This window comes from Candidatus Bipolaricaulota bacterium, from assembly GCA_035528115.1.
Lineage (GTDB): Bacteria > Patescibacteriota > Patescibacteriia > UBA11705 > DATKZF01 > DATKZF01.
Genome location: DATKZF010000003.1, coordinates 344409 through 356687, shown reverse-complemented (window position 1 = coordinate 356687; position 12279 = coordinate 344409). Strand labels below are relative to the sequence as shown.

14 protein-coding genes and 1 tRNA gene are annotated in these 12279 nt (G+C 43.3%); 11 read left to right on the top strand and 4 right to left on the bottom strand.

Going from position 1 to position 12279, the window contains the following annotated elements; genetic code table 11:
• Positions 1-85 precede the first annotated feature (85 nt).
• The 3 genes from VMX18_03725 to VMX18_03715 all read right to left on the bottom strand — a co-directional run bounded on the left by VMX18_03725 (position 86) and on the right by VMX18_03715 (position 1531).
• The gene (locus VMX18_03725) at positions 86-739 is read right to left on the bottom strand and encodes an MFS transporter (protein ID HUT22476.1); all 654 of its coding nucleotides are present in this window, start codon (positions 737-739) and stop codon (positions 86-88) included.
• 157 nt (positions 740-896) lie between these two features.
• Positions 897-1400 (bottom strand): DUF6653 family protein, encoded by a 504-nt coding sequence (locus VMX18_03720; GenBank protein HUT22475.1) that lies wholly within the window; start codon positions 1398-1400, stop codon positions 897-899.
• Positions 1401-1441: 41 nt separating this feature from the next.
• A tRNA-Ser gene (locus tag VMX18_03715) sits at positions 1442-1531 on the bottom strand.
• A 229-nt stretch (positions 1532-1760) separates the two neighbouring features.
• On the opposite strand from VMX18_03715, the gene VMX18_03710 reads away from it, so the two are divergent.
• The 11 genes from VMX18_03710 (at position 1761) to VMX18_03660 (ending at position 10683) form a co-directional block, all read left to right on the top strand.
• The gene (locus tag VMX18_03710; GenBank protein ID HUT22474.1) at positions 1761-2645 is read left to right on the top strand and encodes a hypothetical protein; all 885 of its coding nucleotides are present in this window, start codon (positions 1761-1763) and stop codon (positions 2643-2645) included.
• Positions 2646-2720: 75 nt separating this feature from the next.
• Positions 2721-3272: an NUDIX hydrolase gene (locus VMX18_03705; GenBank protein ID HUT22473.1), complete on the top strand. Its 552-nt coding sequence runs from the start codon at positions 2721-2723 to the stop codon at positions 3270-3272.
• Between the two features lie 169 nt (positions 3273-3441).
• The gene (gene galU / locus VMX18_03700) at positions 3442-4311 is read left to right on the top strand and encodes a UTP--glucose-1-phosphate uridylyltransferase GalU (GenBank protein ID HUT22472.1); all 870 of its coding nucleotides are present in this window, start codon (positions 3442-3444) and stop codon (positions 4309-4311) included.
• A 22-nt stretch (positions 4312-4333) separates the two neighbouring features.
• Positions 4334-5704 (top strand): extracellular solute-binding protein, encoded by a 1371-nt coding sequence (locus VMX18_03695; GenBank protein ID HUT22471.1) that lies wholly within the window; start codon positions 4334-4336, stop codon positions 5702-5704.
• A gap of 10 nt (positions 5705-5714) precedes the next feature.
• The gene (locus VMX18_03690; protein ID HUT22470.1) at positions 5715-6059 is read left to right on the top strand and encodes a TrbC/VirB2 family protein; all 345 of its coding nucleotides are present in this window, start codon (positions 5715-5717) and stop codon (positions 6057-6059) included.
• A 5-nt stretch (positions 6060-6064) separates the two neighbouring features.
• Entirely contained in the window at positions 6065-6853 is a 789-nt protein-coding gene (locus tag VMX18_03685; protein HUT22469.1) for a pilin, read from the top strand.
• Positions 6854-6981: 128 nt separating this feature from the next.
• Positions 6982-7362, top strand: a complete 381-nt coding sequence (locus VMX18_03680; GenBank protein ID HUT22468.1) for a hypothetical protein — start codon at positions 6982-6984, stop codon at positions 7360-7362.
• Between the two features lie 301 nt (positions 7363-7663).
• Positions 7664-8032 carry a hypothetical protein gene (locus VMX18_03675; protein HUT22467.1) on the top strand — a complete coding sequence of 123 codons (369 nt, stop codon included), beginning with the start codon at positions 7664-7666 and terminating at the stop codon, positions 8030-8032.
• Positions 8033-8037: 5 nt separating this feature from the next.
• On the top strand, positions 8038-8427 hold the full coding sequence (locus VMX18_03670) for a hypothetical protein (GenBank protein HUT22466.1): 390 nt from the start codon (positions 8038-8040) through the stop codon (positions 8425-8427).
• 38 nt (positions 8428-8465) lie between these two features.
• Positions 8466-8882 carry a pilin gene (locus VMX18_03665; GenBank protein HUT22465.1) on the top strand — a complete coding sequence of 139 codons (417 nt, stop codon included), beginning with the start codon at positions 8466-8468 and terminating at the stop codon, positions 8880-8882.
• Positions 8883-8961: 79 nt separating this feature from the next.
• A complete protein-coding gene (locus tag VMX18_03660) occupies positions 8962-10683 on the top strand; it encodes a DUF2079 domain-containing protein (protein HUT22464.1) in 1722 nt (573 codons plus the stop codon).
• On the opposite strand, the gene VMX18_03655 is transcribed toward VMX18_03660, so the two are convergent.
• Positions 10676-12277 carry a hypothetical protein gene (locus VMX18_03655; protein HUT22463.1) on the bottom strand — a complete coding sequence of 534 codons (1602 nt, stop codon included), beginning with the start codon at positions 12275-12277 and terminating at the stop codon, positions 10676-10678. The two genes, VMX18_03660 and VMX18_03655, sit on opposite strands and share 8 nt — an antisense overlap.
• Positions 12278-12279: the final 2 nt, after the last annotated feature.

The following is a 12279-nucleotide window of genomic DNA, read 5'->3' as shown; positions in this document are numbered from 1 at the left end:
ATTATATCAAATATAGTCTGGTTGTCAAGCGGGCATTTAAAACCGGCAATTGATATTATAATGCCGGTTTGCTGTTGCTTTTGATTTAAGCTCGCGCTTGCCGAGTCTTCCTCCTATTTTTTCTGGCCAGCCTGATATACGGCTTAATCGGCCAGAGGAGCAAGGAGCCGAGAAACGATATCGCGACGACGGTGATAATCAAAGTGGGAAAGCCTTGCGTGGCCGCCACATAACCGCCGATGGTGGCCAGCGCGGCGCTGGTTAGGTCGGTCAGCGTGAAATAAACGCCCCATTCCGTGCCTTCTTTTGATTTATCGACATGTCGGGTGAAAATAGCCATGTAAGTCGGAAAAGTGAAGGCCGTGAAGAAGCCGAGCAGAAATTGCACGAGATAAAGTTGTAAAGGCGTGGAAATAACCAGATATAAAAGCGGGATGAAAGCGATCAGCATGGTGAAAATGAACATGAACCAGAAGTCGTCTTTTTCTCCTCTTATTTTATCAATAAAATGCGCGATGGGAATTTGCAAAACGCTTTTGGTGAAAAGATAAATGCCCGCGGCCACGCCCGCGACCGCCGCGTTGCCGCCATCAATGAAGCCTTCAATAAACAGCGCGAAGATCGGGCCCAAAAGTCCGGCCGCGCCCACCAGAACGGTGTCTGACATTATCAAAAATCGAATGGTCGGATTTATGTCTTTTAAAAAGTAATGTTTTAATTTTGTGCCCCGCTGTTTCATAAAGGCGTTTTGATTTTTAGTTTTTATTTGAAGTTTTTTTTGTTTTTCCGAAAAGAATTTGGTGATACACTCATTTTATCAAAAGCGCGGTTTGCCGTCCAATAAAAAACCGCCGATAGCGGCGAATCATTTAAAGTAATATTTTCGTAATTGTTTATCAATACATCCATGCTTTGTATTCCGGCCGCTCTTTCATGTCTTCATACAACCAAACCATTCTGTCCAAATACCAGCTTTTTCCCAAGTAAGCCAAAGTCACGCCCAATATTGCCGGCCAGATGGACAGCGCGACGATTCCCCAAACGGACAAAATTATTCCGGAAAATGAAATCGCGTTCAATATTTTTGGCAAAGATTTATGATGCTTTGGAATCGCTATCTTGTCCCGATTCAAATAAACGCGCTCGCCCAAAACGGATTTTGACGCCCAATTATTCGTTGACTTGGGTTTTGGAAAAAATATCGGATTGAAAAACATCCAGCCCAGAGAAATCAATGCAGGGATAAGGCACCACCGGCCGATCCAAAGCCTGCTCCAAAAAGCCAAGACAATGATCGGCAAGACCGAATATCGAGTCCAGACGCTCCATGGATTGGCGTGCTTCATCCAATTTTCATCGGTGAGATTGAATATCTTCGCGATTTTTTTTTCCATTGTCATAATTTTGGAAATTGGCTGAGCCACGTCGCTCGCGAGCGACGTGGCGGAGAGGGTGGGATTTGAACCCACGAGGAGCTTTCGCCCCTACAGCTTTTCGAGAGCTGCGCCTTCAACCACTCGGCCACCTCTCCATTTTCATGAAACATGAAACATGAAACATGAAACATGAAACATGAAACATGAAACATGAAACATGAAACATGAAACATGAAACATGAAACATGAAACATGAAATCACGATCTTAGGAATTATAGCATAAACGTGTGAAAAAATCAATCATTGCTCGTTGACGCGGATCGATGCTAATATATTAATGAATGATAGTTAAGTAAAATAGAAAATATTATAAAAAACAAAATATGGACGCTGAAAAAGTACCAAAACCAATTGATCAACAACCTGAATTACCAAAGGGTGAAAAACCTGTAAAATCCCCGATTGTCGATTCAGAGGAGCCGGGTTCCGGTGGTGTGGAAGCCGGGCGAGCAGAGGCAAACAAACAAGATGACGCTAAAATAGCAGAGATCGGAGTATCGCATGACTTAGAGCGGCCTCTGGAACAGAACGATACCAAACAATACTTGCAAGAACACCTTGGCTTAAAAGAAGGCGCTGTTGAAAGAGTAGGATTATTGAAAGCAAAGGATTTGCCAACAAAATATAAAGCACAACGCGAGGCTCTTCATGATGAAAGATTAGACGGAGTTACTATCGCGGTGGTCCCGGATGATTTATGGGACAAGGGAAACCAACCCTCGGAATCAAGTGCTGAAAAACAACTCATCTTAATCAAACAGAGTTATTTTGAAGCGCGGGGAAATCCCGATGAAATTGCTTGGTTGTGTCATGAATTGGCGCATTGCCAAAACTTTTTGGATTTTGAGTCACCTGAGAGTTATCGCGGAAATATGCAAAAATTTGCTTTTGAGGATATCGCACAATACGCAAGTATTTCTCGAACAGATCTAGAACATGAACTTAGCCAAATTGAAAGTCATGGAGGCGATAAACAGGCAATTGAAGATATGAAGAAGTTGCTTAAATCAACTGATGAAGATGTTATTAAAATGCCTGTCTACTATCCAAATAATCCAGTTGAACGTTATACCTTCACCAAGCAATTTCAATATCTAAAAGATCAAAGTAAAAGCAGAGAAGATGTTTTGGCAATGATTAGCGAACACTACGATAAGAAGGATTTTCCTTTTTTTAACAGGTTGTTGGATAATGTTTATGGAAAATAAAATTGCGAATATTTGGCTTCGTTCCAGCTCACTCATGCCGCAACATTAGCATCTGGGGAAATGTTATATAGAATTATGAAAATACCAAAAGACGCCAAAAAGGTTTTCAAGGGAATAATTTTCGATGTTTATCAATGGCAGCAGAAAATGTTCGACGGCTCGAGCGCCACTTTCGAGCGGATCAAGCGGCCAAACACCGCGCAAATCATTCCGACTGTCGGAGATAAAATTTTAATCGCCCGCGAGAAGCAGCCCGACATGGATTGGTGCCATTCGTTTTTCGGCGGCAGGATCGAGGCGGGCGAAGAGCCGCTTGAAGCGGCGAAAAGGGAATTTAGAGAAGAAAGCGGCATGGAAACAAATGACTGGGAGCTTTTTGCGGAATACGAACCCGAATCCAAAATCGATTGGACGATTTTTATCTACGTCGCCAGAAACGCGGCGAAAATCGGCGAGCAAAATTTTGATCCCGGGGAGAAGATTGAAATAAAAGAGGTTGATTTCGATGAATTTTTAAATATCGTTTTTTCAGATGAATTTTTTGAACGGGATTTCGCCGTGGACGTGGCGAAAATCTTAAGACAGCCCGATGGCTATAATGTTTTGAAGAAGCGTATTTTCGGATAGGCGCGGGTAGGGCGGACGCATGTCCGCGTGTAGGGCCAGAATATTATTCTGTTCTTACAGTCCGCCAAAGGCGGGCGCCCGCGCTTTTTTGTTTATAAGTTTTTTGTCAGATATTTGAAAAATATGTTAAAATGAAAGAGAATATTAATTCGTTATTTTGAAACAGCGTATGAAGCCAATCAGAAAAGCGGTTATCGCGGTCGCGGGCTTCGGCACCAGGTTTTTGCCGGCCACCATCGCCCAGCCGAAAGAAATGCTGCCGGTCGTGGACAAACCCGTTATTCAATATATTGTTGAGGAAATGGTGGCGTCAGGCATTGAAGAAATTATTTTTATCACCGGCAGAACCAAACGCGCGATTGAGGATCATTTTGATCCGTCGTTTGAATTGGAATATCAATTGGAGGAAAAGGGCAAGAAAGAAGAATTGGCCGAGGTCAGGAAAATTTCTTCCATGGCCAAATTCGTTTACGTCAGGCAAAACAAACCTCTCGGCAACGGCCACGCTCTCCTGATGGCCAAAGAAATCGTGGGCGATGAGCCGTTTGTTTTTTCCGACGGCGACAGCATCATCGACAGCAAAGTCCCGGCCATGAAGCAACTTTTGCAAAGTTATAAAAAACATCCGGGCAATTACGTGGGCGTGCAAAAGGTTGATAAAAAATTGGTGGACAGATACGGCATTGTGGACCCGATTTCCTCGATCGGCAAATTGCACAAAATAAAAAAAACCGTGGAAAAACCTTCGCTCGCGAGCGCGCCGTCGAACTTGGCGATTTTGGGGATGAGATATGTTTTGTCCGAGAAAATTTTTGAAAAATTGGAAAATACCAAGCCGGGCAAAGGCGGCGAAATCTGGCTGGCTGACGCTTTTAACGATTTATTGAAAGAAGAAGATGGCTACGCGCTAGAATATGAAGGCGAGTACTATGATTGCGGCAATAAGCACGGCTATCTGAGAGCCAATGTGAATTTCGGCTTGAAAAATGCGAGCTTGAGAAAAGAATTTTTGGCATTTTTGAAAAAAACAATTAAATAAAGAGCAATATTATTTTTACCGTATGAGAATAAAAATAAAAGCCAGCGTTATTTTTTTGATATTATTGTTTTTGTTGACCACCGGTCTGTCTTGCGGATCCGCGCCGGCAGTTTCTTATGAGTCCGTGGTGCTCGAATATTGGGGCGTTTGGGAAGAACCGAACGATATTAGGACATTAATCAACGATTATCGAGCGATTTATCCCAATGTCACCATCAATTACCGTAAATTCAGATTTGAAGAATATGAAAAAGAATTGATCGAGGCTTTCGCGCAGGATCGGGGACCGGATATTTATTCCATACACAATACGTGGGTGAATAAATATCAGACCTTGATTTCCCCTCTGCCGGCTCAAACGCAGGTGGCCAGAAAGATAACGGAAGGCGATATCAGAAAAAAAGAAAGCGTGATCAATGAAGTAAAAACTTCTTTGGCCGTCAAAGACGCGCCCAAGATTTTTCCGGAAGTGGTGACTCAAGACGTGATTTGGACGCAGGACGGGGTCGAGCGGATCTTTGGTCTGCCGATCAGTTTGGACACCTTGGTTTTGTTCTATAATCGCGATTTGTTAAATAACGCGAACATTGCCCAGCCGGCGAGAAATTGGGAGGATTTCATCAGCCAAGCGCAACAACTGACCCAAAAAGATTCGGATGGAAATATTTTGATTTCGGGAGTGGCTCTGGGCACGGCCAACAATATTGTCAGATCTTTTGATATTTTGTCTCTGTTGATGATGCAAAATCGCGCGGTCATGGCGGACAAGCAAGGCAATGTTTTATTCAATCAAAAACCTGCCGGCTCGACCTCGCAATTGCCGCCCGGACAGGAAGCTTTGACTTTTTATACGGGTTTTTCTCAAATAGACAGCGGGTTTTACACTTGGAACGAAGACATGCCCAATTCGCTGGATGCTTTCATTACCGGGCAGACCGCTTATTTTTTCGGGTATGCTTACCATATTCCGGTTATAGATTCTCGAGCGCCGAAATTGAATTACGACATCGCCGGAACTCCTCAAATATATGAAGACAATCGCACCAATTACGCCAATTATTGGGTGGAAACCGTATCCAAAAAAACCAAAAATGTAAATCACGCCTGGAACTTCATTCAATTCATCACCTCACCGGATGAAGCCAGAAAATATTTAGCATCGAGCAAGCGCCCCACGGCGTTAAGGGCGCTGATCAACGAACAGCTCAATGATCCGGACTTGGATGTTTTCGCGGATCAATTGCTGACGGCTCAGAGCTGGTATCGAGGCAAAGATTCCGCGGCCGCCGAATCGGTGTTTGCCGATTTAATAAATGATGTTTTAAGCGGTGAGAAAATCAAGGACGCGATCGACCTGGCCGCGCAGAGGATAAAGCTGACTTGGAAAGAATAATTTGAGAATTATGAAAAAAATATTAATGCCAATATTGATTCTGCTCGTGGCCTGTCCGGTCATGGCCGCTCTGCCGACTCTGGTGCCGCAAGAATGTTTGGGCGACGCCACGGAGTGCAATCTGGGTTCGGTTGAAAATCTTATGGCCAACGTGGCCGGCATTATTTTGGGACTGAGTGGGTCCATCGCCTTGTTGATGTTCGTGATCGGCGGGTTCATGTATATTTTTTCCGGCGGCTCTTCGGACACGGTGTCCAAAGCCAAAAAAGTCTTATCAACGTCGGTAATCGGTCTGGCTTTGATCTTGGGCGCCGGGGTCATCATTAAATTCGTTTTAAGCGCGCTCCAAGGATAATAAATATGAAGTTTAAGCTTTTTTCAATCATCTTTTTTTGCGCGATTTTATCGCTTGGCTTCGCGTCGAGCGCGCTGGCTGACGGTTTTTGCGCCAGTTGCGAAAACGCCGTCGGAGATTGCGCAAAAATTTGCGCGGCTTGCGGCGCAGGCAACGCCCCTGTTTGTTATTGTGGGGACGTCGACGTGGATTTATTAAGTCAGGATGCCTGCAGTTCGCAGCCCGATTCAACGACTTGCCTGACCTATTGCAAACCCACCTCCTCTACGGCGGAAACCGCGGCGACACCCGCCTCTGAAGGAGGGCTGAATCAGACCATTCAAAAGCTGGATTCGTTTTTAAATAAAGAGCCGATCAAGGGAGAATTGATTAGCGGGGATGTTCCCACTATCGCGGGAAAAATCATCAAAGCCCTGCTTGGCATCATCGGTTCGGTCGCCTTGGCCATGTTCGTGTACGGAGGCATTATGTATATGACTTCGGGTGGCGCGGCGGAAAAAGCGAGCAAGGCTCGCGGTACCTTGGTTTGGTCCATCCTGGGCTTGATTGTGGTTTTTTCGAGCTATGCTATTGTTTCGGCGATAATAACCCCGCTCACCAGCGGACTGGGTTCCGTCGAAAAGCAACGAGGCGATTGCCTGTCCGATTGCCAGCAAATGGACACCAACGGTGAAAATCATTGTCTTCAAGAATACAATGAGCCCGAGCAAGATGAGCAATATAAGGATTGCATGGCCCTTCTCGCCAATGACTCCAAAGAATGCCGCGCCAAATGTCAAACCCAATTTCAATAATTTAACAATTAATAAAAGGTCGAATAAATTTAGTTTTTACGAGATTACAGATTTGTGTACAGATTATACGAGATAATTCCAATCCGTACAATCTCGTATGCAAATTTCGTAATCTTGTAATAAAAAATATGAACAAAATTCAAAAGTTTACTACCGCTACCATGGTATTGGCCGTTCTTTTCATGGCGGCCGTGCCTTTGCTCGCTTCAGCTCAAATCGATTTCGGATTCAACGCGATTGAAAACAGCGTTGGTTATTCAACTCGAGATTTAAGAGAAGTGATCGGAGATATCATCAAAGCGGCGTTGGGATTTTTGGGTGTGGTGGCTATTGTCATCGTTTTAATCGGCGGCTTCAAATACATGACCGCCGGAGGCAGCGATGAAAAGGTCACGGCAGCCAGACAGTGGCTTATCTCCGGCATTATCGGTTTGGCCATTATCTTGGCCGCATATGCCATTACCACTTTCGTCATCAATTCCTTGGTTTCAGCCACAATCGCGGAATAAAAGAGGAGGCAGGGTTTGCGTCCCAGCTGGGAAACTCTGCCCTTCTTGGTTCAGTCATTTATCTTTGTAGATGGCTGAATCGAGAAGATGTTACGAATTACATTCACTAAATGGCTCTTTATTTGTATTGTTACGAAGTATCACGAAGTGATCCCATTGGGACATTCACCTATAGCCTTAAGCCTGAGAATCTTGTAATTAGTAACAAATAACCTGAAAGTTAAATAGGATATTGTAATTCGTAACATATAGCGTGTAACAATTTGTGCATTAGTAAAAGATTTGTAAATTTGTAACCGATATGAGACAATGGATAAAAGAACTAGTCGGTATTTCCTGCGCCAAAGCCGGCGCCTTGCAAGAAGGACTGAATACGGCGGCGGGTCAGGCGGAATTGCAGACGGACAAGGCGTTGCCTGAAATTATCGGCAATATCTTGAATTATGCATTGGGATTTGTTGGAGTACTTTTTTTGGTTATGATTATTTACGGCGGAGTTTTGTGGATGACCGCCGGCGGATCAATAACCCTGCAAGTGGGGGCTAAATCCAAAGTGCAAAAAGCCAGAACAATAATAATTAACGGGATAATTGGTTTGATTTTAGTGCTGGCTTCATATGCTATACTAAAATATATTTTTTCGCAGATTCAGCCTGGAGGTATAACATAGTAAATATGAATCATTTTTTATATATTATAACTATATTGTCCGTGGCGATTATATTTTTTTCAAGTTGCGTTCAGCCAACCCTGGCCATTGCGACCGGATTAGAACAAACCGCCGATCAGGCAGGGCTTCAGTCCGAGAGCATCGCGGTCATCGTGGGCAGAATAATTAGAGTGATCTTGACTTTGCTGGGTGTAATTTTACTATTATTATTAATTTATGCGGGCATCATGTGGATGACTGCCGGCGGGGATGCAAATCAGGTAAAAAAAGCTAAGGAAATGATTATCAATGCCATGATCGGCTTAGCGATAGTACTATCGGCTTACGCCATCTCAGACTATGTGGTAAGAAGCATGATTGAAGCGACGGGCGGCAGTTTGCCCCCGGCGGCATAAAATAAAATTAACTTAAATATCAATAAATTAAAAAATTTATGCGTACGAAAATTTCATTGAAAAAATTCGTCCCGGCTTTACTGGCGCTCGCAACCATCGCGTTGCTGGTTACGCCGGCAGTGGTTTTAGCCGACAGCACCGGCGCCGCGGGCACGCCTGACATTATCGGGACATTGGGAACGACGGGCGATCAGTTCGGAGCGGAGTCAAGATCTTTGCCGGTAGTGATCGGCGACATCATCAGAATCGTTTTGACTTTCATGGGCATTATTTTGCTCGTGGTCATCTTGTACGGAGGCTTTTTGTACATGACCGCCGGCGGAGCCGATGAAAAGGTTAAAAAAGCCAAAGACTGGATCATCAACGGCATCATCGGCTTGGTCATCGTTTTGTTGGCTTATGCCATTTCCAGTTATGTGGTCGGTGAATTGGTCAATGTGACTTTGGGAGCTTAATAACGAAAGCGAAAAAGAAAGCGTTCCGTCTTTGGCGGGCGCTTTTTTGTTTGGTTGATGTTTGATATCATTAAGTCATATGAAACGCAAAGTGATTCTAATTTGCTCAATCACGGTTTACGTGGCCGCTGTTTTTTCGGTTTGCCTTTTCAAATATCACAACCATCTTTATAACGGTCTTGACTTGACCATTTTTTTTCAGGCGTTCCAAAGTCTTGACGCGGGCAATTTTTTGTTCGTGCCTTTGCAGGGAGCGCAGTATTTTGCGGACCATTTCAGCTTTTTGTTTTTTATATTTTATCCGCTGTATCATTTTTTACAATCACCGATTTTGTTGCTCTTTTTGCAAACGTTGTTTATCGGCCTCGGAGCTTGGCCGTTGTATTTGATTTGTCGAAAGAGTTTAAATTTCAATAAAACAATTTTGGTTTTGATCGCCTATTTATTCAATCCGTTCATCATCGGCATGAACTTGTTCGAATTTCACTTTTTGCCGTTTTTGTTCTTTTTCTTTTTTTGGCTGTACTATTTTTATCTTGAAAACAATCAAGCCGGTTATTATGTTTTTTTGTTTTTGACTTTGCTGATCAGGGAAGATATGGGAATTTTGCTACTCGGCTTTGCTCTGTTTATCTTTTTGGAAAAAAGAAGGATTGTCGGTTTCCAAAAAGCCTTGTTTTTTCCCAAGGTTTTGACGACTATTTTTTCTAGTCTATTGTTTTTAATTATCGGTTGGCTGACGATAAAGCATTTTAACGGCGAGGCCAGCAAATTTTTGGTCTATTTTGATTGGCACACGGTTCTTGGCCGCGTTTTCAGCCTCGGACAACTGGAGCTTTTGGTGCAGATTTTCTTGCCGTTGGTTTTTTTGCCGCTCCTGCGTCCCAGATATCTGGTTATCGGCCTTTTTTATTATTTGCAAATCGCCTTGGCCTTCGGCGCGCCGGTCGCCAATCTGCATTATGGCGCGCCGCTTTTTATTCCCTGCTATTTGGCTTTGATCGAGGTTTTAAAAAATGACCGGCCGGGCAAAATTTTTATTTTTAACGCCTACAAAAAAATGGCGCCGTTTGTTTTGATCGCGGCCATTATTTATTTAAATTGGTTTTTCGGGCCGTGGCCGCCCGCGTTCGCGCGGGCGGGTAGAGACGCGCCGCGGCGCGTCTCTACGGCGGCGGCGGCGCCGCCGGCCACGGCCATTGAAAATTCCATTGTAGCCGCGCCCGCGTCTTTGGCCGTTTATTTGTCCGAAAAAAACGTTGTCTATTCAACGACCAGAATTTTTTGGGGCCACCGACAATTTTCCGATCAAAAATACGAGACGCCCGGGTTGGATTACTTGATCATTGATCAGGACGAATTGCTGACTTTTTATTTGCAAAAAGACAATCGGCCGTATTATCAAAAATATTATTCTAGCGGTGGCGATGAGTTGCTGGAAAAAATCAAAAAAAACGGCCTTGTTTTGCTGGAAAATAAAGACAGATATTTGATTTACGGAAAATCGGGACAGGAGGTTGCCTTTGATGAGGCTAATTTTGTAAAAATCAACCTTGAAAATTTTGAGGCAAGCGAAGATAAAAAGCCCATGCTGATTGAATATCAAATTGATGGGAAAACCATAAAAAAACGGCTGTTTTGGCCGTTTACTGATGAATTGACGGTTTCGCGGGAAAAAGACGCTGAAATTTTTGCCTATTCGGTTGAAGTCGAAGGCGGCTTGTATTTGAACAATTTATATTTCGTCGAAAATAATTTTTCAAAAATAGAAAATTTGACCGAACCGCTTAAGATCAATTGACTCGATATAAGAAATATTTTTCTCCGCCAATAATCGGTTCCAGAAAATTATAAGGCAGCGGTTTTTTTGAAATGACATATTCGATAAAATTGTTCCGAATAAAATTTTCAGCATCGAGCGGCGTCATCGCTTGATTGAAAAAGTTTGCTTGCAGGCTTTTTTTGTTTTCGAAAAAAGTCGTTTCATGAAGGTGAGCCAGAAAAATTTTATTCGGCAAATAAATCGGCAAAGTATTGGCGAAAGGAATGTCTTCGCAGATAATGATATTGACCGGGCCATTGTCCGCTTCTATTGCTTCAATGATTTTTTTTTGCTCGGACGTTTGATAGAAAAGAGGCTCGTGATTGAAATAATATAAAAAATCGGAAGCAAGGTGGTAAAAAGAGGTCGGCAAAATAAAAATCATGGCCAAATACACGGCGATCATGGCGGACAGTTTGGATCGTTTTATTTTGTCAGCCGTTTTTTCAACGAAATTTCCAAGACCGATGAAAGCCAACATGATTATCGGAATTTGAAGACCCAAAAGCAAGCGCCGTTGAAATTGAAAACCCGGAAAATATATCAGCAATAAACCGACCAACAGCCAGATGACAAGGAAAATATATTTGTCTTCCATGTTGTTTTTGAAAATTTTCCAAACGCCCCAAATCGCCAAAGGGAAAAATATTCCAAAGCCCAAAGCCACGTAAATGAGCGGGGGAGTCAGGGTGATGTTTTGAGCGGAACGCGCGGCGATGAGAGTGTCGGAAAGCGTGAAAAAATGATAAATTACGGAAGGAACGGAAACAACGGTCAGAAGTAAAAAGTGGACCGAAGGTCGCCATGTTTTTTTAAGAAAAATTTCATAAATCGTGAAAGTCAGGCAGACCGCGTAAACCGTCAGAAAATTATAGGGATGAAATTGAAAGAGAAAAAGCGCGGTCAGGCCGGCCAGAAAGCTTTGTTTCCAATTATTGTTTCGAACGGCCAAAATGAAAAAAGAAAAAACGATCAAAAGCAATGTCCAGGCCAAAATGAAATGCGGCGAGTGCAAAAACGAAGTGAAAAAATTACTTTCCGTCACCCACAGATCGATCGGCGCTTTCAAAAAAGTATTTTGCTCTCCATTCAGAAAACCGAACCAAAGCCCGACTCCGGAAGAAAATGAAATCAGAATCAGCGCGAGGCGCTTTACGCGTTTATTTTCAAAAAACAAACTCAAAAAGACATAGCAAAATAAAACAAAAATCGGCGCCAGTAAAATTTTTAGCGCCAGCATGGTTGCCGGCGCGGACAGGCGGAAAACGGCCGCGAATTTGCCGGCCATCAGCCAGAAGATATTGAAGACTTTAAGTTCGTCTTTTTCGGAAGTGAATTGATTGATGAAAAAACCGTCGCCTTGTTTCGCTTGATTGATGTATGAAAAATAAACCGAGGTGTCTCCGGGAGATGTGGCGCGCCGTCCGTTGAAAATATGATCGGCATCAGATGAAGTCAAACCGAAAATATAGGTAATTGAAACGATCGCAATCAAAACCAAAGAAATAATAGACAGACAGAGCCAGTCTTTTTTTGAAAAACTTTTGATAATTTGCGAAATGTTTTTGGTCATTT